This window comes from Bacteroides sp. D55t1_190419_B8 (genome assembly GCF_015558905.1).
Classification (GTDB): domain Bacteria; phylum Bacteroidota; class Bacteroidia; order Bacteroidales; family Bacteroidaceae; genus Bacteroides; species Bacteroides vicugnae.
In genome coordinates, this window is sequence record NZ_JADMOU010000005.1 from 138,984 (window position 1) to 164,753 (window position 25,770).

Annotated in this window: 19 protein-coding genes and 1 pseudogene; 18 read left to right on the top strand and 2 right to left on the bottom strand. The window is 41.4% G+C overall.

Features of this window, described 5'->3' with window-relative positions; all coding sequences use genetic code 11:
• Positions 1-21: 21 nt before the first annotated feature.
• The 7 genes from I2I13_RS06585 to I2I13_RS06615 all read left to right on the top strand — a co-directional run bounded on the left by I2I13_RS06585 (position 22) and on the right by I2I13_RS06615 (position 6,919).
• Complete coding sequence (locus I2I13_RS06585; RefSeq protein ID WP_195649135.1) at positions 22-906, top strand: FecR family protein; 885 nt, start codon at positions 22-24, stop codon at positions 904-906.
• Positions 903-3,596 carry a TonB-dependent receptor gene (locus I2I13_RS06590; protein ID WP_195649136.1) on the top strand — a complete coding sequence of 898 codons (2,694 nt, stop codon included), beginning with the start codon at positions 903-905 and terminating at the stop codon, positions 3,594-3,596. Before I2I13_RS06585 ends, I2I13_RS06590 begins: the two co-directional genes overlap by 4 nt.
• Before the next feature lie 7 nt (positions 3,597-3,603).
• Positions 3,604-4,611, top strand: a complete 1,008-nt coding sequence (locus tag I2I13_RS06595; protein ID WP_195649137.1) for a DUF4249 domain-containing protein — start codon at positions 3,604-3,606, stop codon at positions 4,609-4,611.
• Positions 4,612-4,676: 65 nt separating this feature from the next.
• On the top strand, positions 4,677-5,375 hold the full coding sequence (locus I2I13_RS06600) for a hypothetical protein (protein ID WP_229128581.1): 699 nt from the start codon (positions 4,677-4,679) through the stop codon (positions 5,373-5,375).
• Between the two features lie 2 nt (positions 5,376-5,377).
• On the top strand, positions 5,378-5,665 hold the full coding sequence (locus tag I2I13_RS06605) for a LysO family transporter (RefSeq protein WP_008650120.1): 288 nt from the start codon (positions 5,378-5,380) through the stop codon (positions 5,663-5,665).
• Positions 5,662-6,270, top strand: coding sequence for a lysine exporter LysO family protein (locus I2I13_RS06610; RefSeq protein WP_004326224.1), 609 nt, complete (start codon positions 5,662-5,664; stop codon positions 6,268-6,270). Before I2I13_RS06605 ends, I2I13_RS06610 begins: the two co-directional genes overlap by 4 nt.
• 292 nt (positions 6,271-6,562) lie before the next feature.
• Positions 6,563-6,919, top strand: coding sequence for a hypothetical protein (locus I2I13_RS06615; RefSeq protein WP_004299310.1), 357 nt, complete (start codon positions 6,563-6,565; stop codon positions 6,917-6,919).
• Positions 6,920-6,984: 65 nt separating this feature from the next.
• Here I2I13_RS06615 and I2I13_RS06620 read toward each other — a convergent pair whose 3' ends face one another.
• Positions 6,985-8,049, bottom strand: coding sequence for a DUF2027 domain-containing protein (locus I2I13_RS06620; RefSeq protein ID WP_195649139.1), 1,065 nt, complete (start codon positions 8,047-8,049; stop codon positions 6,985-6,987).
• 109 nt (positions 8,050-8,158) lie between these two features.
• Between I2I13_RS06620 and I2I13_RS06625 the strand changes: the two genes are divergently transcribed.
• The 10 genes and pseudogenes from I2I13_RS06625 to I2I13_RS06670 form a co-directional block, all read left to right on the top strand.
• Positions 8,159-8,731: an RNA polymerase sigma factor gene (locus I2I13_RS06625; RefSeq protein WP_195649140.1), complete on the top strand. Its 573-nt coding sequence runs from the start codon at positions 8,159-8,161 to the stop codon at positions 8,729-8,731.
• A gap of 77 nt (positions 8,732-8,808) precedes the next feature.
• The gene (locus tag I2I13_RS06630) at positions 8,809-9,789 is read left to right on the top strand and encodes a FecR family protein (RefSeq protein ID WP_195649141.1); all 981 of its coding nucleotides are present in this window, start codon (positions 8,809-8,811) and stop codon (positions 9,787-9,789) included.
• Positions 9,790-9,921: 132 nt separating this feature from the next.
• The gene (locus tag I2I13_RS06635) at positions 9,922-13,356 is read left to right on the top strand and encodes a TonB-dependent receptor (protein ID WP_195649142.1); all 3,435 of its coding nucleotides are present in this window, start codon (positions 9,922-9,924) and stop codon (positions 13,354-13,356) included.
• Between the two features lie 11 nt (positions 13,357-13,367).
• Complete coding sequence (locus tag I2I13_RS06640; RefSeq protein ID WP_195649143.1) at positions 13,368-14,867, top strand: RagB/SusD family nutrient uptake outer membrane protein; 1,500 nt, start codon at positions 13,368-13,370, stop codon at positions 14,865-14,867.
• A 27-nt stretch (positions 14,868-14,894) separates the two neighbouring features.
• Positions 14,895-16,595, top strand: a complete 1,701-nt coding sequence (locus tag I2I13_RS06645; protein ID WP_195649144.1) for a right-handed parallel beta-helix repeat-containing protein — start codon at positions 14,895-14,897, stop codon at positions 16,593-16,595.
• 51 nt (positions 16,596-16,646) lie between these two features.
• Positions 16,647-17,684 carry a BACON domain-containing protein gene (locus I2I13_RS06650; protein ID WP_195649145.1) on the top strand — a complete coding sequence of 346 codons (1,038 nt, stop codon included), beginning with the start codon at positions 16,647-16,649 and terminating at the stop codon, positions 17,682-17,684.
• 27 nt (positions 17,685-17,711) lie between these two features.
• A complete protein-coding gene (locus I2I13_RS06655; RefSeq protein ID WP_195649146.1) occupies positions 17,712-19,718 on the top strand; it encodes an FAD-dependent oxidoreductase in 2,007 nt (668 codons plus the stop codon).
• A gap of 19 nt (positions 19,719-19,737) precedes the next feature.
• On the top strand, positions 19,738-21,693 hold the full coding sequence (locus I2I13_RS06660; RefSeq protein ID WP_195649147.1) for a sialate O-acetylesterase: 1,956 nt from the start codon (positions 19,738-19,740) through the stop codon (positions 21,691-21,693).
• Between the two features lie 8 nt (positions 21,694-21,701).
• The gene (locus tag I2I13_RS06665) at positions 21,702-23,885 is read left to right on the top strand and encodes a glycoside hydrolase family 3 N-terminal domain-containing protein (RefSeq protein ID WP_195649148.1); all 2,184 of its coding nucleotides are present in this window, start codon (positions 21,702-21,704) and stop codon (positions 23,883-23,885) included.
• Positions 23,886-23,966: 81 nt separating this feature from the next.
• Positions 23,967-24,193 (top strand): annotated as a pseudogene (locus I2I13_RS06670) (HAD family hydrolase); the annotation flags it as partial.
• 50 nt (positions 24,194-24,243) lie between these two features.
• On the opposite strand, the gene I2I13_RS06675 reads toward I2I13_RS06670, so the two are convergent.
• Positions 24,244-25,017, bottom strand: coding sequence for a response regulator transcription factor (locus I2I13_RS06675; protein ID WP_195649149.1), 774 nt, complete (start codon positions 25,015-25,017; stop codon positions 24,244-24,246).
• A 111-nt stretch (positions 25,018-25,128) separates the two neighbouring features.
• On the opposite strand from I2I13_RS06675, the gene I2I13_RS06680 reads away from it, so the two are divergent.
• Positions 25,129-25,770, top strand: a complete 642-nt coding sequence (locus I2I13_RS06680; RefSeq protein ID WP_195649189.1) for a DUF1349 domain-containing protein — start codon at positions 25,129-25,131, stop codon at positions 25,768-25,770.

Here is a 25,770-nt window from a genome sequence, read left to right on the forward strand (position 1 = left end):
AAGAGTAATACGGAAAAAACTATGAAATTTACCGATACGGAATTAGAAGAAATACTGTACAAGCTCGTCGCTTCCACGCGTTCACCGCGAGGACGGTTTTCAGCAACAGCCAGTTACCCGAAGCTGGAGAAAAGACTGAAGTCACATACCCGGCGTCTGATGCTGATACGTACCTTCTCGGCAGCAGCGGCAGTAGCTCTACTTTGCCTATCGACGTGGACAGCCTATTTATATATACAACCAACCACCATACAAACGATTTCCACCTTGGCAGAGACACGCACGGTCTGTCTTCCCGATGGCAGTACAGTGACACTCAACCATTATTCTTCACTTTCTTATCCGGAAAAGTTTAAATCGGACAAGCGGGAAGTGGAACTCAATGGGGAGGCTTATTTTGAAGTAAGCAAGAAGAAAGAACATCCGTTTATCGTGCAGACTGAAACGATCGACATTCAGGTATTGGGAACCCATTTCAATGTAGATGCATATCCTGACAATCCGGATGTAAAGACAACGTTATTATCCGGCTCGGTAGCAGTCAGCAATAAAAGCAAGTCTGTTCGTATGATTTTGAAGCCTAACGAGATTGCTATATATAATAAGGTGGAAGAAAAACTCACTCGTAAAGTTCTAGCAAATGCAGAAGATGAAATTTCCTGGCGACAGGGAGAATTTATATTCGATGATCTGCCTTTGCAGGAAATTGCCCGCGAACTGTCCAACTCATTCGGAACGACTATCCATATAGCCGACACAACTTTGCAAAATTACCGGATCACAGCACGATTCCGCAATGGAGAAGATCTGGAGACTATTTTATCTGTATTACATAACGCCGGTTATTTCAACTACTCATTAAACAATAAACAGATTATTATTACTACTAAACCAGACTTAAAATGAAAACTATTCACCAAGGCCACCTGCCTGTCAGAACCATTGTTCTGATAGGTATGGTGCTCTTTATCACCGCCCAGGTACACGCACAAAACGCAAATGCCCGGCTTACATTAACACTACGAAATGTGACATTGAAGGAATTCACCAAAATAATTGAAAACTCAACCGGTTATTCCTTTATATACAGCGAAGAAATCAATATCAAACATAGAATCAACCTGAAAGTTAAAGAAAAGCCCCTGCACGAGATACTTGATATTGTATTCAAGGATGAAACAATCAGTTACCAGTTCTCCGACCGCTATATCCTGCTGCAAAAAAAGAAAAAAACTAAAAACGTAAGCCGCAAGTTTACCATCAGCGGATATGTCACTGACGGAACGTCCTCCGAGACGTTGATTGGAACAAATATCTTTGAGAGTCATCAGAATCAGGGAACTACCACCAATCCTTACGGTTTTTACAGCATCACTCTACCTGAAGGAGAGACCAGCCTGCATTTTTCCTATTTAGGCTATGCCACAGAAGTTTGTCAGTTCATTCTCTCGCAGGATACATTAATGAATATACGTATGCAAGGAAATACGCAATTGCAGGAAGTTGTTGTTGTCTCGGACCGAGCGGAAGCAGGAGCCATGGCTACACAGATGGGGTCTATTGAAATCCCTATAACACAAATTAAAAGTACTCCGAGCATACTGGGAGAAGCTGATGTCATGAAAGCTATCCAGCTCATACCTGGCGTACAGGTAGGTGTAGACGGTTCTGCGGGATTGTATATACGTGGCGGTAGTCCCGACCAAAACCTAATCTTGCTGGATGGAGTTCCGGTATACAATGTGGATCACATGTTCGGATTCTTCTCGGTTTTTACTCCCGAAGCAGTCAAGAAAGTGATGCTATTCAAAAGTTCTTTTCCGGCACGCTTTGGTGGCCGGCTTTCTTCGGTAATCGATGTTCGTACTAATGATGGAGATATGCAAAAGTACCACGGTATGCTTAGTATCGGATTATTGACCAGCAAGTTCAATCTGGAAGGTCCTATTGTGAAGGGGAGAACATCCTTTAATATCTCTGCCCGACGCTCCTATCTTGATTTACTTGCCAAACCATTCATGCCCGACGACGAAAAATACAGCTATTATTTTTATGACGTGAATGCCAAAATCAACCATAAGTTTTCCGACCGTAGCCGTCTCTTCTTAAGCATATACAATGGTAAAGACCACTTCGCCACTAAATTTGACGAAAACACCGACAATGAAGACGGTTCTAAAATGAACTGGGGAAACACCATTGCCTCTGCCCGGTGGAACTATATATTCAACAACCGACTGTTCAGCAACACAACAGTCGCCTTCAACAATTACGAGCTTGGCATCCATTCATACATGACCAATCAATTCTTCGGATCAACCGAAAATAAAGTCAACAGATATTCCGCTGACTACCGTTCCGGCATTCAAGACTGGAGCTATAAGATAGACTTCGATTTCAACCCCAGCCCTATCCATCGCATAAAGTTCGGCACAGAATATATATACCATATCTTCCGCCCGGAAGTCATGACATCCAAAATTTCAGATCATACCAGCAAACAGGTCGGACAGGAGAAAACATACTACAGCATAAACAACAACCCTCTATACGCACATGAAATATCAGCTTATGCGGAAGATAATTTCAGACTCAACACACGTTTCCGGCTGAATATGGGCGCCCATCTTTCTTTATTTCATGTACAGAATAAAAGCTACTTTTCCTTTCAGCCACGCATATCCGCCCGTTATCAGTTGGTGAAGGATATTGCCCTGAAAACATCTTATACTCAAATGAGCCAGTACGTACATCTGCTTTCATCCATGCCCATCAGTATGCCGACTGATTTATGGGTCCCTGTAACCCCAAAAATCAAACCTATGCAATCCCACCAGTTTTCCCTAGGCGGATATTATACGGGAATCAAAGGCTGGGAATTTTCGGCAGAAGGGTATTATAAGGCTATGCGCAATGTGCTGGAATACAAAGACGGAGTCAGTTTCTTCGGCACTTCGGCAGGCTGGGAAAACAAAGTGGAGATGGGAAAAGGGCGTTCGATGGGCATTGAACTTATGGCACAAAAGACTGTCGGCAAGACTACAGGATGGCTATCCTATACCCTTTCTAAAAGTGACCGCAAATTCGCCAAAGGCGGCATTAACAACGGAGAACGGTTTCCGTACAAGTACGACCGCCGTCACAGCATTAACCTGACGGTCAACCACCAGTTCAACGACCGCATCGACATCGGGGTTTCCTGGGCGTTCTACACAGGGGGAACAAGTACTATTCCCGAAGAAAAAACAGCAATTATCCGTCCTAACGACGGTATAAACAACGGTTCGGGCGGAGGATGGATAATCCCTTACGAACCCAGCTTTACCAATACATCTCCCACTATCGGAGAAACTAACTACGTGGAGCACCGGAACAACTTTCGCCTACCTGCAAGCCACCGGCTCAATATCGGCATCAATTTCAATAAAAAAACCAAGCATGGGATACGAACTTGGAATATCAGTCTATACAATGTGTATAACGCGATGAATCCGGCATGGATTTACCGAGCTCACAATGAACAAGGAAAAGGTGTCATCAAGAAATATACATTATTACCTATAATACCCTCGTTTACTTATACTTATAAATTCTAAACCGACAATGAAAACTTTTATACACTATTTATCCGTACTGATTGCAACATTAATAATCGTTTCGTGTGAGAATGAGCTTCCTTTCAGCATCAAGGACAATCCGCCCAAATTAGTAATGAATGCACTGATTAATGCTGAAAGCCAGGCAAATCTTCTTTTCCTCAACTTCACAGGAAAGGACGCTACAACTCATATCCAAAATGCAACGATAGAGGTACGCGTCAACGGACAACTGACAGAAAGCCTGCGTCCCCTTCCACCGGAACAGGAAGGAGATCCGCAATGCCGCTTCAACATTACAAGCAAATTTACTCCCGGTGACGTGGTACGTATTGATGCACTTACTGATGACGGGAAATATCATGCGTGGGCAGAAGTGACGGTTCCTCAACGTCCTGCCGAAATAGAAAACATCGACACTCTTACCGTTCCAATGTTGGAGTATGGTCACATAAGAAAATATCTTCGTTACCGGATAACCCTCAAAGACCGTCCCAATGAAACTAATTATTATCGCATTGTGATGGACAAACAAACTACTTTACGGAAATATAATTATGAAGAAGAGGGAAAAGGCGAGTACATCTTTTGGACAAAGCACAGTTACTCATTCATCGGACGCGAAGACATTGTGCTGACAGACGGGCAACCGTCTACCGGACAAGATGAGGATAACGGATTATTTGACACGGCAAGGAATATCTATGGGGTATTCGATGACTCCCGGTTTAAAAACACATCTTATACAATGACAGTATATAACAGTACACACGTCGAAACTGCCAGCGAAGAGGGATTTTTTCATCAAATGGACATCATTATCCACTTAAGAAGCATCACGGAAGTAGAATATTATTATCTGAAAGCGCTTAACCTTGTGGACTCTGACATTTATGACGAGACAATCGATGAACCAATCAAATATCCCAGCAATGTGCATGGAGGAACCGGAATGATAGGAATCTCAACAGAGGTCAGCAAAAAAATAGAAATAGAAACACCACAACGGTGGTAACCAATCGTATATTATGCATATTTGTCTTACTCCCACTGTTCTGTTCCTGCCGAAGCAGCCGGAGTATGCTAAGAGAGATACAAGCCTTAAAATCCAGCTTGTATTACGAGCTCACTTCTCCTATCTATCAGGAGAAAGCAGACCAAACCGTATATCTGGACTTCATCGACTATTCCAACATGGATTATTACACGAGCGTGAAACGAAAAAAGTCTGCGTATATACCGTTACTGTTATATAACTACGAAGGTGAGCTTTTCCATCTCCGGTTAGGAGAGTCTTCGCTCACCCAACTCTATCGGGAATTTCTGACGGAGGCACTGCTTACCGAATGTAACAGTAGCACCTGCTACCATCTGATAGATAATCAGAAAGGGAAAATAATTCCCGATTCCGCCTATCGGCTGGAAGTAAAAATCAGAAAGAATGAGACGTATGGCAGAATCAAACTCAACCAGTCAAGCATCCCTTGGTTTGAGGGAGAAATGTTGGAGGTTGTCAATAACAAAATTCGCCCGGCAACTTCCAGTCTTGCCATTTCTATCCGCCTCACTCAAAAGGAAGATTGTCTGCTTGACAAAACTTACTCTACAGAATATCAGCAAACTACAAAAGCGCAAAGATTCGAAGATTCACCGTCCGCCAATGCCGCTTGCCTGGATAATATGACCGAATGTTTGTCAATGGCTACGAAAGAAATCGTGGAGGAGATTAGTCGGGATATACATTTAATACTATCTTTGCAGCCAAAAAGCAGGCACTAACTATGTTTATCATTATTGGAATTATGCTGACAGGGATGCTTCTTGGCTACTTGTTACGCAGTAAAAGACTATCATGGATACACAAGATAATTACTCTTCTTATATGGATTCTCCTCTTTCTTCTCGGAATAGATGTAGGAGGTAACGAATCTATTATCAAAGGTTTGCATACTCTCGGACTGGAAGCTATTATCATCACTGTAGCTGCCGTTGCAGGAAGTACGTTATGTGCCTGGGGATTATGGTATCTATTATATAGATGGAATAGAGGAAAGGAGACAAAAGCATGAAAGGTAGTTTGATTATCGTCTCTTTCTTCATTATCGGTACTCTTTGTGGAGTTTATCATCTCATTCCATACGACTTCACCGACAGCAAGCTCAGTTACTATGCCCTCTGCGGACTCATGTTCTGCGTAGGTATCAGTATTGGTAACGATCCGAATACCCTGAAGAGTTTTCGCTCCCTGAATCCGCGGCTTGTATTCCTTCCCATCATGACGATCATTGGCACATTAGCAGGCTGCGCCGTAGCAGGAGCCTTTATGAGCCAACGAGGCCCTTTAGACTGTATGGCAGTCGGAGCCGGATTTGGCTATTATTCACTTTCCAGCATTTTCATTACTGAATACAAGGGGCCCGAATTGGGAACTATTGCATTACTTTCCAATATCATGCGTGAAATCATCGCTTTGCTGTGTGCGCCATTATTAGTGAAGTATTTCGGAAAGCTAGCCCCTATTTCTGTTGGTGGAGCCACTACAATGGATACCACTCTTCCTATTATTACCCGATATTCGGGAAAAGAATTTGTAATCATTTCCATTTTCCATGGTTTTGTTGTTGATTTCAGTGTTCCTTTCCTAGTCACGTTCCTTTGCTCAATATCATTTTAACAGGAATAAATCCTAAAAAGCAGATTATTTCCACTATCGTTTTCGCACACGTATTACAAATATGTTTCATAAAGAACCGTTTTTGTATCAAAAAGCATATCATCTCTTGACTTACATCAAGAAATGAGGCTAAATAGAATCTTTTCCTTTTCTTTATTTTTATGCTATAAAACATATTCTTATATTTGCATAGGTAAAAAGAAAAAACTAAGCGCTTAGACTAATTTTCAATAGGTATTAGATTTGTTTTTAGGAATAGTTTTTAGGTATAACAATTAAAAAAGTAGGTATTATGAAACGTTTAGGATTAACATTAGTGGCAGCGCTCTGCCTTGCTGCTACAACATTTGCAGCCGGAAATCAACCTACAACTGCAAAATGGGAAGGTAACATCAATGTTAGTAAATTAGGTAAATATTTGAACTTGAATTCAGTTCAGAGTGAAGAGGTTGCAAACATCTGCGATTATTTCTCCGAACAGATGTCAAGAGCCACAACAGCAAAGAAAGATAAAGAAGCTAAATTGCGTAACGCTGTTTATGGTAACTTGAAGCTGATGAGAAAGACTCTTAGTGCTGAACAGTATGCCAAGTATGCTGCATTGATGAACATCACTTTACAGAATAAAGGTATTGAACTGAATAAGTAAAATGAGTAATATGCAAAAGAGAGAGAGGGTGGAAGCCAGTTTGGGCTTCCACTTTTTTTATTCTATTATTTAATAGTCACCATCGTAGCTCCAAACCCATATTCCTGGAAAGAAGCATCCTGATAACGGCAATTACTATATTTGCGCTTCAATTCATCAAGAACGGCTTTCCGAAGCACACCATCTCCTTTGCCGTGAATAAAGACAATCTTCTGCTCACGCTTGTTCTTATAAACCTCCATCACTTCGCGAAATTTATCCAATTGATAGTTCAGTATTTCAGCATTACCCATTCCTTGAGTATCATCTAGTAAAGAGTCGATATGAAGATCTATTTCGACAATCTCACTCTTTCCACCATGAGCATGGTTCGGTTTCACAATAGGTTGTGATCTGGGTTTATCTACAGACTTCTTCTGCAGCAAAGCCTCTTGAAGTTCTTCTGCCGAAACATATACTTGTTTAGTAGGCATATCATCTTTCACAATGTCATAAATCAACGCCGGTTCTTCGAAGAAATCAGAATCGCTAAAGGTATGAAGTTTATAGAACTTCACGGTATCAATCCGTATTTCCACACTGACAGCCGGTTTGATAGCTGCAGGCTTACCGTCCTTGAAAGCGATCAACTGAACGGCCACCCGCTCCATATCATTCAGTACATCTTTTGTGAACTCCTCCAGCAACAATTTGGTATTGGGTTCCACCAACCCGTGCGAACGGTTCTTCCAGGCTTTTCCTTCTGCACTCAAATAAGTGTAATACAAATAATAATTGCTATCATTTACCAAATAAGTCTCGAAAGGAGTAGTCATCATAGCCTTTGCATCTTCAGGCACATAAGCCAGAAATACATTCAGCGTATCTCCTCCCTTCACTTCCGGCTGGCGTTGAATGACGGGCATCTCCGGTTTTACCGGTTTAGCAGTTCCCTCTTGTTTTGGAGCAGAAGAAGTCGGTTTACGCTTCAAATTATAGTCATCCGTTTCAATCACGACACACTCACGTATCGGCATCGGAATATCAAATCCATCTGCATCTTCCACCAACACAAAATCCTTTCCTTGGAATCCAGTGACGATTCCACCGCCTACCTCACTAAGAAAGCGTACTTTATCTCCTATTTTCATGGTTGTATATCCAATTAAAATTCAAACTCAAAAAAACGAGTAACAAAGATAGAGATTTCTATGAAATATTTCAGTAACTTTGTCTCTAAAAATACGGAATGTAATCGATATGAAGATTGAAAAGCACATAGAAGGATTACGGTGTGGCTCTTATAATGACTTCAAAGTTATATATAATAGGTATGCCGGTAATTTATACGGATTTGTTTTCGGATTGACCCGTTCTCACGAGTTATCCAAAGACATTGTTCAGGATACTTTTATCAAAATATGGACTAACCGGGAAAGCATTGATCCCACCCAATCTTTCAAATCTTATTTATTTAAAATTTCCCATAATCTAATTATAGACGAGTTCCGCAAACGTCTCAACAATCCCATCTTTGAAAGTTATCTGGATTATTCCGACAACCTACCAATCAGCAATCCTTTTTCAGTCGAACAGAAACTAGACTATGATCTGTTTGTAGAACGGCTGAATAAAGCAAAAGAAAAACTGACGAGTCGTCAAAAAGAAATTTTTGAATTAAGCAAAGAGATGGGAATGACTTCCCCACAAATATCCGAGAAGCTAAATATCAGTGAACAGACCATTTACAACCAACTTTCAGCTGCAATCCGCATTCTAAGAAAAGAAGTAGGCAGTGCTTTTCTTCTTCTTTTCACCATTTTTTTTGAATAATACCGAAAAAAAACACTTTCCCATAGTAGACTTTTTAGTTCCTCCCGTATTAACTTATAGAACAACAAAGTCATTACATGGAAAAGCATATAAATAATCTATTAAATAAGTTCATCAATGAGAATATCACTCCGGATGAACGAAAGGTACTGAAAAATTCTGTTACAGAGTTATCAGATGAAGAATTAAAGCAGGCAATGTCCGACGTATGGGAGCAATATGAAACAAAAGCTACCTCACCTGTAGCATTTGAGCAAATAGCAAGAAAACTTTCCATTAAATCCCAATCATCCATGAGGCATACCTTATTATTTATAGCAAAAGTGGCGGCAGTCATTGCAATCCCTTTACTTATAGGTATACAAATCCACTTATATATAACCAACGATAAACTGAATAAATTTATCGATCAACAGCTAGCCATCCAAGTAGAAAGCGGAGAAAAAGCAGCAATCACTCTCCCTGACGGTACGAAAGTATATCTGAATGCAGCCACCTCCCTTTCCTATCCCAGCGACTTCGGATTATACCAAAGAGATATATACCTGACGGGAGAAGCCTATCTGGAAGTAGCTAAAGATGCAGAAAAACCTTTCCATGTACATACTGATGACGTGGAAATTGAAGTATTGGGTACAAAGTTCAATGTCAACTCATATCCGGATCAGGACGAAGTAGAAACAACCTTGATAGAAGGAGCAGTAAAACTGACTACCAAAAATAACAGTCAGCATCCTATCATTATGAAACCTAGTCAGAAAGTTATTTATTCAAAGAAGAATCACCAGCTATCCTCCCGGCAAACTACCGGGCACTTCGAAACAGCCTGGACACGGGGAGAACTAGTTTTCCGCTCTGCCAAATTCTCTGATATCATAGAAAAGTTGAAAAAACGCTATGGAGTCGAAATTCAGATAACCGGAGACAAATATAATACCGACCTCTTTACCGGTAGCTTTAAAGAAGAATATATTCATGGAGTATTGCGACTCTTACAAATGCACTATCAATTTACCTACACAGAGAAAAATGGTAAAATCCTGATAAGAATGAAGTAATCACTTAAAAAAAAACAGATATGAAAGAGAGAGCACCCTAACAAAATTGGAACCGAAAGGTTGGCAGACCCTCCGGTTCCATAGTCAATACAAACTTGCAAATAGTTTTTAGTATCAACCTTAATATTTAATATGATGGATAATTTTTATCTTAAGAAAAGTTATCGCTACAAATGTAGCAATAATTATCTAATCTTGTTTAGTATTCTTTTCATTTTAGTCATTCATCCGGTGAATTTATGCGCTCAAAACAAAGAGATCACTCTATCGGTCAAGAATGCAAGTCTTCAAGAGGTATTAGACCAAATAGAAAATAAGACAATTTATCGTTTCACATATCGGGATGTAAACCTGACAAAAGAAAAGAAAGTGACTATTACAGTCAATCAAATGCCGATTGAAACCTTTCTGAATAAGGTATTGCCTCCAATGTCCTTAACCTTCAAAAAGAGTGGAAACACCTTTGCCATTATCCCCATGAAGCAAGAAAAAGGTAAAAAATTGACAGGCGTTGTAGTAGATGAGAACAATGAACCTCTCATCGGGGTATCAATACAGGTTAAAGGTGTATCTAAAGGTACGACTACAGATATTGACGGTAAGTTCACCATTGATGCAGACCCTAATACCGCACTAATATTCTCGTATTTAGGGTATCTCACTCAAGAGCAGAAAATAAAAGACCAGACAAATCTGAAAGTCAATATGATTCCTGACACTCAAACACTCGATGAAGTAATAGTCATCGGATATGGTGCCCAAAGAAGAAGAGACTTAACAGGTTCTATCTCTTCCATCAAAGGGGAAGAAATGCCTCAAATAGGTTCCACCACTTTGGGACAAGCACTAAAAGGACAAGTAGCAGGTATGTCTTTCACGCAAACCAGCAGTCAGCCGGGCGCCGCTGTTTGGATGCAAATCCGCGGTGCGGCCGCCGGTGCCTCACCATTAATTGTAGTAGATGGTGTACCAGTCAGTACGATGTGGGAGCCTGATCCGGGGCTTAATTTCGGGAAAGGTGACAAGGAAAGTGTACTCGATAATATTAACCCGGACGATATTCTGGATATTCAAGTCTTGAAAGATGCCAGCGCTACCTCAATCTACGGTTCCCGTGCAGCCGGAGGTGTCATTCTAATCACAACCAAGCGCGGATCGACAGACGAGAAAGTGAATGTTTCCTTCAAAGCTTCCTATACAGGCCAGTGGATCGCAGAAAAACCGGAAGTAATGAACCCCAAAGAATACATGATCGCTTCCAATGACTCTCAACTTGAACGGTGGATGCAATCCAGCGGATATTATCCGTGGGGAACTCTTCCGCCTTCCGAAGACATTAACGAGATGCGCCGCCGTTACGAAGCTGCCGGAAAGGCATGGAATTACAGCTGGGACGAGATTCAGAATTTCACAGGAGGAACAGACTGGTATGATGCTGTGACAAGAAACGGACAGATACAGGATTACAATCTTTCAGTCAGTGGCAGCGGTAAAAAATCCAACTATCTCATTTCATTGGGATATATGGGTAATGACGGAATTGTCAAGAATAACGATTACAACCGGACATCAGGCCGCATCAACCTCGACCAGACATTCAGCAAGTATTTCAAAGGAGGGATAACAGTCTCTTACTCACATATAAAGTCGAATGATGTGCCCATATCCGGAAAGTCAGGATCAACAACCCTTTTCATGGCAGTACGCAAATATGATCCTACGATTCCGATACGAGATGAAAATGGTAATTACGCTCTTGGACGCATCTATGGTTTGGCCCAAAATCCCGCATCTATTCTGGATGCCACCATGCTAACCCAGAAAGATAACCTTCTGACCTCCGCTTTCTTGGATATTATGCCAGCAAAAGGTTTAGTAGTAAAAACAACCGTAGGATATGACCGGAAATTTGCCAGTACCGGTGCATATTTCCCTATGACTACTCAAGAAGGGATCAACGCCAATGGAGGAATCGCCAAAATCAACGAAAACAATTTGTCGAACTACTACATCAATATGACCGCCACTTACAACAAGACATTTGCCAACGACCACGCTTTAACATTGATGGCGGGCTGGGAGTATCAGAAAGTGGTATCGGAAAGCCTGAGTGGTGAAAATCGCGGATTTCCATACGATGGAGTGAAATGGCATAACCTCGATCTTGGTACATACGAAAAGCCTATTGCGTCATCTTCAAAAACTACAGACCAGAACGCTTCTTTTATCGCACGTCTGAATTATACCTATAAAGATCGTTACCTGCTGACCGCCAATTTTCGTAGAGACGGGTCGTCCAACTTTGCAGCCAATAAACAATGGGGTAATTTTGGTGGTATATCTGTTGCATGGCGTATGAACGAAGAATCATTTATGAAACCAATCGAATGGCTGTCAAATTTAAAACTCCGATTTGGAGCAGGTATCACCGGATATGCCGGAAGTCTGACCGGCACTCGTACTTATTATACTCCCGGAAAAGATTATTATTTCAATAACAAATTGACAAGTGGTGTAGCACTCGCCGTACTTGGCAACCCAGATTTATCCTGGGAATCACAGCAAGACATCAATATCGGTTTGGATTTCGGATTCTTCAATAATAAGTTTGGCGGTACCATTGATGTTTACGAACGAAAAATCAGAGACCGTATCGGTACAAAGAACCTGATGTCGTATCACGAAATCAACACATTAAATTACAATACTCAGCGAATAGACAACACACGAGGAGTTGACCTCTCACTTTATGGAACCGTAGTCACCAAATCCGGATTCAATTGGCGCAGCCAGTTCACATTGACTTATTATCGTGACTTTACCTCCAAACGAGATCCGTCTGAGGTACTCGATATTAATACTCCGGCCCGTAACATTGACTGGAACGACGTCTGGAGCTATCTTTCAGACGGGTTAATCATGCCCGGAGAAACAGTTCCTCATATGCCCGGTGCCCTTCCCGGCACTATTAAAATCAAGGACATTAATGGCTATTTATACGATGCAGATGGTAGTATAATGAGAGACGCCGATGGTCGTCCGATGTATTTGGGCGAACCGGACGGAAAGATCGATAATGCCGACCTGGTCGTTATTCATAATAAGACACCGATACCGGTCAGTTGGACGAACACGTTCTCCTACAAGAATTTCGACTTGAACATCCATATGTATGGTAAGTTTAATCATTATAAAAACACTGATTATCTGGTGAACATCGCTTATGGCCCTTATGAAGGCACCAACACCTCTCCTTATTTCAACGATCGATTCACTTTCAATAATACTACGTCTACCATTCCGGCTTTCACACAGAATACTTCGTCAAGTTTTGGATATGCCGATTACTTTATGGAAAAGGCATGGTTTATCCGTCTGGACAATATCACGTTAGGATACACACTTCCCAAGAGTATTACCAAGAAGGTCCTGCAGTCTGTGCGTTTCTATGCATCTATGAAAAATATTCTGACACTCACCCCTTACAAAGGATATGATCCAGAATACGATGTGTACACGTATCCGAGTACCAGTTCTTTCACTGTTGGTGTGGATATTAAATTTTAACCCTTATCATCATGAAAACAAAAATACAATTCATAATAGCAATTGCGTCAATAATCCTTTCAATGGAGGCTTGCACACTCGAAAGGGAATCATACAATGAAATCTATCCTGAAAACTTTTTCCGCAATGAAGACGATGTGAACAAAGCACTTGCAGGGTTGTACTACGGTCCATTCCGAATGGGATACGGCAGTTTCTACGGAGTCGACCAATATAGCTATCAGGTAGTGTCTGACTTCACCTCTGGTACATTGGCTAGCCGTTGGACCACTGCCACAGGTTATCCGCAATATCAGGAACAGCGTTGGGAAGAAAATGCTCCCGCAGGGTATGCCAAGGATTTTGCCGAAGGGATGTACTCGCAATATAACAAACTTACTTCTGTATTGGAAACTATCAAACGCATAGAAGCTGCCCCTATCACCGACAAGCTTAAAGCAAAAGCCATAGCTGAAGCAAAATGTATTTACGCTTGGATTGGTTTCATTCTCTATGACTTATTCGGCCCTGTACCATTGGTCACAGAAGAAGCACTGGCTAATCCGAATGAAAAAATACTTATCCCTCGTTTGAGCGATACCGAATACACCGCCATCATGCACAAATATCTGGATGATGCCATCACCGAACTGCCCATCAGACAAGATGACGATTGGGGACGAGTGTCCAAAGGACTGGCACTGATGTTGAAACTCAAATTCTACATGATAGATAAAAATTATACAGAAGCCGAAAAAATAGCAAGAGAACTGTACAGTTATCGCGGAACCACGTATGATTTGATGGAAAAAGGTAAATACAGAGAAATTTTTAACAAATATAATGTCAAAAACAAAGAGATCATCCATGCCATTCCATGTGGACTTGCCGATGGAATGCAAAACCGAAGTATCATTCAATTCTGGCCGGTACGCTATCGCGAGGACAGGCAATGCTGGTTTACCTTCGGCATGAACTGGGATTTCTACGACACCTTTGAAAGTGGTGATGACCGGTTAAACTCCATCGTTACTTCTTATACCAGTATCACCAATGAAGCAAATGACCGCACGCACGGATTCCTTGCTAACGCAGCGGCCATCATAAAAGTAGATGACCATACCTATACCGGAGGTGAATTTGCTTCAGTAGATTTGATTGTTTACCGCTTTGCCGATGTTATGCTGTCATTAGCGGAATGTATCAATATGAACAACAATGGTCCGACACAGGAAGCTATCGACCTTGTTGATGAAATTCGCAACCGCGTAAACTTACCCGAACTGACTGATGTACAAACGTCGGACAAGGATGCTTTCAATAAAGCCATCCTCAACGAACGGTTACATGAGTTTATGGCAGAAGGTTTGTCGCGTCAGGATAAAATACGGCATGGAGTATTTGTTTCCGACTCCAAGGCAATGTTTCCCAATAGCCAGTCGGCAAGTCATAAAGTACGTTTTGCCATACCCTCCAAATACATTCTCGAATCAGAAGGGGTGGTCAAGCAAAATCCGGGATATACAAATTAATATTTTCACCATAATCAAGTTAATAATATGAAGAAAAAATATATATGGCTATATGCATTTATCTGCTGTTGCTACAGTTGTGAAGGGAACAATGACCCGATCGATAACAAACCCAATCAATCAATAGAAGTGACTTACGACAAGGGAATTACTCCTCCTTCAATCCCCGTCATCGACGAAAGCGATTATACTGTCTATTATGTAGATACTGATACAGACGATGATACAAATGACGGCCTAAGCGAGGCAACTCCTTTCAAAACGTTATCCAAAGTTACATATATGGTCAAGATTCCCAAGATGAAAGTCCTGCTGAAAAGCGGTTCTGTCTTTGCAGAAAATCTGGTTCTGAAAAATCTGAACAGTAGTGTCGACAAGCCATTTATTATGGACATTTACGGAGGAACAGAACGTCCTACCATCAGCGGAACAGGCGATCAAGCCGTATTGATCCAGGATGACAATATGCGTTTCCGCAATATTCGTGTAACCAACAAGACCGGAACACGTGGTATTCGCATACAAACCCAAATCCAAGGTGCCGGAGCTTTCCTCAATGTAGAAATTACAGGCTGCCTCATCGAAGAAGTGAACTGGACCGGTGATATACCTTTTGAAAATGTTGATCCGGAAACGATCGATGTAGAAAAAATAGCACCGGATAGCCGCTTCTCCAATAAAGAGTTCGGTGGTATCATCATCGAAAATGCTACAACCCAAGAACAAGGTGCCAGCTGGTATGAAAATCTCTTTATCACCAACAACATTATTCGTCAGGTATGCCGCACAGGAATCCTGATTCAGGGGAAATGGGGACAACGTGACAAACCGGGCAACGGCAATAATGAATATATTAGCGACGACCAAAACTGGTACCCATCCAGAAATGTGGTGATACAAGGCAATGATTTCAGCTACTGCGGTGGCGACGGCTTGATCCTAATGGGCTCCACCGACTCTTATATTGATCATAACCGTTGTTTCCATGCCAACTTCCTCGGACGAAACGGACAGGCAAGTGCTGGCCTTTGGCCTTATAGCTGTACTAATATCGTCATGCAATACAACGAAGCCGCCTACACTTGGCTGGCTCATGGCAGTGCCGATGGTCAGGGACTTGATGTGGATATTGCCTGCAAAAACACATTAGTACAATACAATTATGTTCATCATAATAAAGGAGGAGGCATTCTTCTGTGTAATATAAAAACAGGAGACCATAGCGGAACGGTTATCCGCAATAACATTTTCTACAAGAATGACGGAAGTTACCGTGGCAGTCTGATGACAGTTTCAAGTAATGTGGGAGCAACAGACATTTACAACAACACAATTGTGTTGGATAATGGGACAACTCCAGTAATCATTTTTACTGACGACTGGGCTAATGCCGGAAAGTCTCATGATATTTCTTACCGGAACAATATTTTTGTGTCAATGACTCCATGTACGGGAAAAATAGACCTTCACAATATGGAGAAGTATTCGTTTGAAAACAATCTGTTTTTCCATGTGGGTAGTTCCTTTATTATAGATTCATCTCCACTCCGTTATGATCCGAAAATAAATGCACCCGTTTCAGCCAATGGTTTCAGTCAGGCCCTAAGATTCCGGCCAACTGAATCCAAAGTTTTCACGGACGGAATATTGTTCGACGGAATGGCCGATACTGATTTTGCTGGAAATCCGGTTCAGGGAATCAACTATTTGGGAGCATTTTCTAAATAAAATATATAACTATATTTATATCTACATATGAAGCAGTATTTGAAAATATCAATGATAGTCACATTCGCATTAATCATATTTAGTTGCGATAAAGACAATGAACTATCCGGAAAAATTTTCCAAGTAGATAGCGCACAAAATTTAACTGTCGGAAAAAGTGGTGGCGAAATATTCATACCCGTAACTTCCACAGACAATTATGTACCTATGTCTTCCGAACCATGGTGCACCATCGGAGAAAAAACGGAAGATGGCTTTTTCTTCTCTGTCAATACAAATGCATTGACAACAACAAGAAGTGTCGATGTAGTAGTAGCTACCGTAGGGTTTCCTTTCTACATCATCAAAGTTACACAAGAACAAGGCGATCCTAACTTCTCCATAGCAGACGAGGAATTGAATAAAACATTCGCACAAGCCGGTGGCGAACTATATGTGACTCTTGCCACAAATATAGATTATACAGTGGATCCTCCAACTGACACTTGGTGCAGCATAAGCGATATTACCGCCAATGGTTTCAAACTTACAGCGTCTCCTAATGATGTCACACAACGAAGAACCTCAATAACGATACATCCCAATGGAGATTTTCCAAATGTAACAATCATCGTGAAACAAAGTGGCAATGCAATACTACAAAACGGCTTTTTCATCAATAACAGCATGGAACATTGGACAACAAGCGGTACTAGCGGCCTGTTCGGACTGGCTACTGACGCATACATTGCAGCCGGATCCCCCACAGGAGCTTACTATCTTAAAAACAATATCTCCGCAACAAGCGGATTTGAAGGCAGAGTCACCCAAAAACTTACAAACCTGACCGATGGAGTTTACATATTATCTTGTCAAGCAGCCGGTTATCCGGGAAATTCAGCTGCCACTGACGGGGTTTATTTCATTGTGATTGATAAAAACGGAAACGAAACGCAACAGAAAATGACATTACCGGGAGGCGGTTGGAAAGAGAATTCCATGCAAATTAATGTAACAGGAGGAGAATGTACGATTGGAATCTATGCAAAAGCTGCCGGAGGCAGTTCATCTACCATGTCCTTTAAGGTAATGAATTTTGATTTCAAATAAATAACCTATAAAGTACTTAATGTAAAAATGAAAAATAGAATAATATTATTACTGTCAGTTATCCTGACAACAATGATTTCCTGCCGTACACAATCAGTTAAAGAAGTAGATATTTGTATCTATGGCGGTACATCGGCAGGTGTAATCGCAGCCTATACGGCACAACAGTCAGGAAAAAGTGTCTTACTCATCGAACCTGGCCGCCATTTAGGCGGCATGAGTTCGGGAGGATTAGGATTTACTGACATTGGAAACAAGTATGTAGTGCAAGGATTAGCGCTAGATTTCTATCGCCGGTTGGGCACACACTATGGAAAACTAGAACAATGGATATTTGAGCCAAGCGTGGCCGAAACCATTTTCAAAGACTACATAAAACGCGCGGGAATTGAAGTCTGGTATGAAAACCGATTGTCCGATGTAGAAAAACAAAGAAACTCCATCACCACCATTACATTGGAGGATAGTAAACATCCGAACCATACTACCAATCGAAAAGTGCGGGCAAAGGTATTTATTGACTGTTCTTACGAAGGAGACTTGATGGCAAAAAGTGGTGTTTCCTATATAGTGGGACGAGAAGCGAACAGTCAATATGGAGAAACATATAATGGTGTCGAGTTAATGGACCGTCATCAATTCCCTGACGGTATAGACCCCTATAAGATAAAAGGTGATTCAACCAGTGGGTTAATTTATGGTATCAATCCCGCTCCGGTCAATTCAAATGGAACCGGTGACAAAAAAGTACAGGCATACAACTTCAGGATAACATTAACAAACCGTCCGGAAAATCGGATTCCAATCACCAAACCGGACAATTACAATCCCTCACGCTATGAATTATTGCTACGGCTCAAAGAGTTACATCCATGGAATAAACATACAGATGTTTTTATTTGGAGTGATATGCCTAATGGAAAGACAGACATTAATAACTTCGGAGGTTTTTCTACAGATGTAATAGGTGAAAATTGGAATTACCCGGATGCTGACTATGAAGAACGGGCACGAATTTGGAAATTCCATGAAGATTATACCAAAGGCCTGCTCTACTTCGTGGGACATGACGAACGGATTCCCGAATCAATCCGCAACCAGATGTTGGAATGGGGTTACCCGAAAGATGAATACACAGACAATGGACACTGGACACACCAACTGTATGTACGTGAAGCCCGACGGATGATCGGTGAACTGGTCATGACACAACATCACTGCCAAGGCAGGGAAACTGTAACGGACGGTATAGGCTGGGCCGCCTATACCATGGACTCACATAACTGTGACCGCCATATCGTGAATGGCATGGTGAAAAATGAAGGGAATGTAGAAATCGGAGGCTTTAGCCCCTACCCTATTTCATATAGAGCCATCACTCCCAAACAAAATGAAGTGCAAAATCTGCTGGTCCCTGTTTGTTTGTCAACGTCACACATCGCATATGGCTCAATCCGCATGGAACCGGTATTCATGGTATTAGCACAATCAGCAGCCATTGCCGCCGGTCAGGCTATTGACAAATATGATAATTGCGTACAGAAAGTAGATGCCAAAGCTATCCTGAAAGAATTCAGAGAAAACCCATTGGCGGACAAAAGCCAACCGGAAATCCTGATAGACAACCATGATACGTCCCATGTTCAACGTACCGGAGAGTGGAAAACTGAAATATGGAAAGCTTATGGTCCCGATTTCTTTTCTGACGATTCCAAAGGAAAGAATCTTAAAACCATACAATATACTCCGGTCATACCGGTAGACAATCTGTATGAAATATATGCTTATTTCCCCAAAGTACAAAATGCTACTACACAAACGCACATAGACATTTACGATGGAAATGAGTTACATAAAAAGATCATCCGATCTTCGGATATTGTTGTAGAAGGACAAACTTCCGGAGAATGGGTCTCTATCGGACAATATAAACTTACAAAGGGAATGGATAACTATGTGAGAATCTCGAACGAAGAAGCAGATGGAATAGTTGTAGCAGATGCAGTACTCTTTATCCCTGCAACAGACAATTAATCGATAAAAACGTATAAAAATGGATAGATTCAAAAAATATGATACTTTCTTTTTAGTCATATTTTGTTTACTCATCTCTCAAAGTATCCGGGCAGAAATCAAACTGCCCGGATACTTCACCGACAACATGATGTTACAACGGGATATGCCCATAAAGATTTGGGGATGGGGAAACAGGTATGAAACTGTGACGGTCAGTATTCATGATCAGAAAGTGAATACACGGTGTAAGAAAGACGGCACTTGGGAAATAATTTTATCTCCTATACCTTATGGAGGTCCTTATTCTCTAACGGTCCAGGGAAAAGAAAACAGTATTAAAATAGAAAATATATTGATTGGAGACATCTGGCTATGCAGCGGACAGTCTAATATGGAATGGACTGTTGAACAGTCCGCCAATTCAAAGCAAGAAGTTCAAAATGCCAATTATCCGGAAATCAGAGCATTAAAAGTACCTAAAAGCATCAAAAACAGCCCACAGGACAATTTTAATGCCCAATGGGAGATATGTTCTCCTTCCACTGTCGGAGCTTTTTCGGGAATAGCCTATTATTATGCCAGAGCTCTGTATAAAGAAGTGCAAATTCCTATTGGGATTATCAACGCTTCTTGGGGAGGAACAGATATTGAAACATGGATTAGTGATGAAGCTTTTACTGCACTCCCCTCCAACGTTCAAAAGCAATATAACATGGAAGTCGTCAATAATCTGGAAGAATATATTCGCCAGAACAAGGGACAGAAACAGGCTTTTCTGGATGCCATGGAAAATGATCCGGGAATTAACAACCAGTGGTTTATTCCCGGATTCAACACTGTGGCATGGGAAGAAATGAGAGTGCCCGGTGAATGGGGAACAACTCCTTTATCACTAATAGACGGACATGTATGGTTCAAATATGATCTGAACTTAACTTGTACGGAAGCAGGCAGACCCGCCACTCTTTCTCTTGGAACCATCGACGATGCAGATATCACATGGGTGAATGGAACAAAAGTTGGTAATGCCAGTGGATGGGATACTCCACGAATCTATTCCATACCTCCCGGCATATTGAAAGAAGGTAGTAACAACATCACTGTCAGAGTAACTGATAACGGAGGAAGTGGTGGCATGTGGGGACAGGAAGCGGACATCTATCTGGAAATTGACAATACCCGTCACTCTCTGGCAGGAAACTGGAAATATCAAATGTCAGTTGCCAATGCAGATTACCATGTATTGGATATAACTCCCAACATGGTACATTCCTCCTTATATAATACAATGATTCATCCGCTCACTCCTTTCCGTATAAAAGGAGTCATCTGGTATCAGGGAGAGAATAATGTAGGAGCAGGATATGATTACCGGACACTATTTCAAACACAGATAAAAGATTGGCGAACCCGATGGGGGTATGAATTACCTTTCTATTGGGTACAATTAGCCAACCTGTATCCGGAAGACACGACCCCTGTCGAAAGTTCATGGGCAGAACTTCGGGAATCTCAAGCTATGACATTGGAACTGCCACACACAGGACAGGCCACTATATATGACATCGGCGACGCTTATAGTATACACCCTACAAATAAACAGGAAGTGGGCAGACGCCTATCCTTAATTGCATTGCACAAAGATTATGGCAGAGACTCACTTGTTTACAGCGGTCCTACTTTCCAGAATGTCAGTTTTAAAGAAAATACAGCTGTTATTACCATGAATACATATGGTTCTCAATTGACTATTCATAACAAGTATGGCTATCTGGAAGGATTCAGCATTGCCGGAGAAGACCGGAAATTTGTATGGGCAAAAGCATTTATTGATGCAAATGGAAAAATCATTGTATACAACGAGAATATAGCAGAACCGGTTGCTGTCCGTTATGCTTGGAGCAACAACCCCGCCGCCAATCTATTTAATGCACAAGGTCTTCCCGCTATTCCATTTCGTACAGATAGCTGGAAAGGCGTTACTGAAAAATAAGAAACAACATGAAACATATCATCATACTCCTTTTAGGAATAATCACTTCATCCTCAATCTTTGCCCAGCAAAGTTATGAGACCAAGGCAGATTCTATCATCCGGTTAATGTCATTGGATGAAAAAATAGGGCAACTTAATCAGATAACGGGATTCCAAATGGCAACCGGTCCTATCACTGATTCCGGAGATAAGCGGAAACTGATTAAAGAAGGGAAAATAGGATCTATGTTGAATGTATGCGGTGAATATGCAACTCGTTCCATGCAAGAACTCGCCATGCAATCACGACTGCATATTCCACTTCTTTTCGGACTGGATGTCATTCATGGTTACCGGACTGTATTTCCTATTCCCCTGGCCATGGCTTCCAGTTTCGACACAGAAGCCATATGGCAATCATGCCGGGTGTCAGCACGTGAATCGGTGGTTTCCGGTATTCATTGGACTTTCTCACCAATGCTTGATGTTGCTCGCGATCCTCGTTGGGGAAGAGTGATGGAGGGACCGGGAGAAGATACATACTGGGCCTGCGAAATGGGGAAAGCAATGATTAACGGTTACCAGCAACCTTTCGACGACGGACTCCAGCTAATGGCTTGCGCCAAACATTTCGCAGCTTATGGAGCAGCTATCGGAGGCAGAGATTATAACACTGTGGATATTTCTATGCAAACATTACATAATGTTTACCTTCCTCCGTTCAAAGTTGCAGCAGAGAATGGGGTGGCCAGTTTTATGTGCTCTTTTAATGAGATTAACGGTGTACCTTCCTCCGGCAATGCATACTTGTATGATCTGCTTTATAAACAATGGGGATATAAGGGGCTCGTAGTCTCCGACTGGGCTTCCATCTGGGAGATGGTAGTACACGGTTATAGCAAAGACAGGGAAATGGCAGCTATGCAAGCCATTCAGGCAGGAGTTACCATTGATATGGAAAGTAATGTCTATTCCGACCAACTGAAGAAATTAGTAGAAACCGGGAAAGTTTCAGAAGCTACCTTAAATGAAGCAGTTCGCAAAGTCTTGGTACAAAAATATCAATTAGGTCTTTTCGATGATCCGTATCGATATTGCAACAGCCAGAAAGAAGCTGATGAAATATTAACGGATTCACACCGGAAAACAGCATACGAAATGGCTTGCAAGTCCATTATCTTACTCAAAAACAACAGTCTGCTTCCAGTGAAGATACCTCAAAAAGTAGCCGTCATCGGACCATTGGCCAATTTCCAACGGGCTATGGACGGCAACTGGACAGTAGCTGCCGAAACAGATGTTGCCGTCACCTTACTTGAAGCACTCAAAAACAAATTTCCACAAACTGAAATCACTTTTATAGAAGGTTGTTCTATCTCCGGTAATGATAGGTCAGGTTTTCCGGCTGCCATCAAGTCAGCCAAAGAGTCCGACTTGGTTATATTGGCTTTGGGAGAAAACTGGGGAATGAGTGGGGAAGCCCGTTCAAGAGGTGACATACATATTCCCGGAGTACAAGAAGAACTTGCCTGTGAAATTTATAAGGTCAATAAAAAATGCATAACCTTACTAATGGGTGGAAGACCACTAATCTTTAACCAAATAGCAGAAAAAGCACCCGCCATTCTTTATACATGGTTTCTCGGAACAGAAGCCGGTAATGCCATGGTGGATGTCATAACAGGAAAATATAATCCGTCGGCAAGAGTACCTATGTCTTTTCCCAAGCATATAGGTCAGATCCCTGTATACTATAATTATAAAAACACAGGTCGTCCGGCAGTAGACAAGGAAGGCAACTACTCAAGTCGTTACATTGATATTGACAACAAGCCACAATATCCATTCGGCTACGGCCTTTCCTATACAACTTTTGAATATGGGCAGCCTGACATCAGCATTGAGGAAAAATTTATTTCTGTCAACATACCTATTTATAATAGCGGCTTAATGGACGGACACGAACTAATCCAGATATATACCCGAAAATGGTGGGGAGAATCAACCCGTCCGGTAAAAGAGCTCAAAGCTGTTGAAAACGTGTTTTTAAAAAAAGGGGAGAAACGAACAATCCAACTCAAAATTCCTTTTGATCGACTAGCGTATTACGGTCAGTCCGGTTGGGAAAAAGCTGATGGAGATTATACAATTATGATCGGGAGAAATGCAGAAGATATTATTTTCCGAAAAAATATCAAAGTCAACTTTTAAATGATATATTGATTTTTCTTCTATCTTTGCTCTATGAGATACCCGGATATCTACAAAAATCATAAATTGACGACGAAACCGATGAAAGGACTTATTATAGTTATAGCTTTCGATGCAGACGATACCTTATGGAGCAACGAATCTTTTTTCAGGAAATAGAAAAACAATATACCAATCTACTAAAACCTTATGGCACTTCCGGAGATATTTCAGCCGCTTTATTTCAAACAGAAATGAGCAATCTGAAATATCTCGGATATGGCGCCAAAGCTTTCACCATTTCTATGGTGGAAACTGAAGTAGTAGTAGATGCATTCACACATGATCATTTAAAACAGGTGAAAAAATTGGATTACAATTACAACAGTTTCATCAATTCAGCAGCCCGACACGCCTCTATCGAATTCCCGACAGAAAGTTTTTCCAAAATATTCTGCCGGTGCCGGTTGACTGTATTCACACTGATATAAAGGGTTGTTGCAATCTCTTTACTTGATAGTCCTTTACGTATACAGCGAAGTATTTCCTTTTCACGTTCGGACAATATATTGCGATGTTCCTCCGATAAGAAAAGTATTTCCACTTCTCCACGTTCCATGTGAGTAATGGTAGGGTATATACCTTGCTCTGTCCGTTGATCTGCCGACAGGGAATAAAGACAAAAGATCAGCCATGCACTTCCCGAAGGAGTATTTTCCATAATCTGCACTAAGTTATCAATATACTGATACACTCCTTTCTCATTCATCATACGTATTCTGCATCTTCCTCGGTATTTCAGCCGTTCATCGAAAGGCATTGCAAAGGTTTTCTGAAAAAACTTATACTCCAATAACCGCTTTTCTACCAAATCTTCAGGATGAATACGCCGGTAAATACAATCTTCATCCATAGAATCAATTACACTTAACGCAGCTTCTTCGGGAGTCAACCCCAAGAAATGTGCCCACGGATGAACGGCAATATAACTCTTCCTGTTCGAAAGATCCGAAATTACAGCACACCCGCCATTTATCTCTGTCAATGAATGAATAAATCGCCGATGCTGCTCTACAACCCTATTATCCAATGTTTCATCAGTGATCGGTTGCGTTGCATAAACTTCATCTATTTCCTTTTGTAATACGTCCATTCTATAAAATGGTTATTATTCAGTATTGTTACACACGGCGGCTTGTGCTATCTTTGCACCACAAAGATAATCAAATAAGAAATAATCATGAAATATTTAAAAATCAAAATCATGTCAATAGCCTTTATGGCAGTAGCAACTTCTTCTATGGGACAAAGTTTGAATAAAATGAACTGGCTGAATGAGCCTCAACAATGGGAAATAAAAGATGGTAAAACTTTAGTGATGGACGTTCCGGCAAAAACTGACTTCTGGCGGATTTCTCATTATGGATTTACCGTAGACGACGGTCCTTTCTATTATGCCACTTACGGTGGAGAATTCGAAGCCAAAGTAAAGATAACCGGCAATTACGTAACAACTTTCGACCAAATGGGATTAATGCTGCGCATCGACCATGAAAACTGGATCAAAGCAGGTGTGGAATATGTAGATGGCAAACAGAATGTGAGTGCTGTTGTAACGCATCGGACTAGCGATTGGAGCGTAGTGCAGTTGCCGGATGCTCCCCGTTCTATATGGATAAAAGCAGTCCGCCGTTTGGATGCAGTAGAAATATTTTTCTCACGTGACGATAAAGAATATATTATGATGCGCACTTGTTGGTTGCAAGATAATTGTCCTGTCATGGTTGGGTTGATGGGAGCTTGTCCGGACGGGAAAGGCTTCACCGCTACATTCGAAGAATTTAAAGTGACTCCATTAGCCGATCAACGAAGACTGGAATGGGCCAAAAAACAAATGAATAAATAG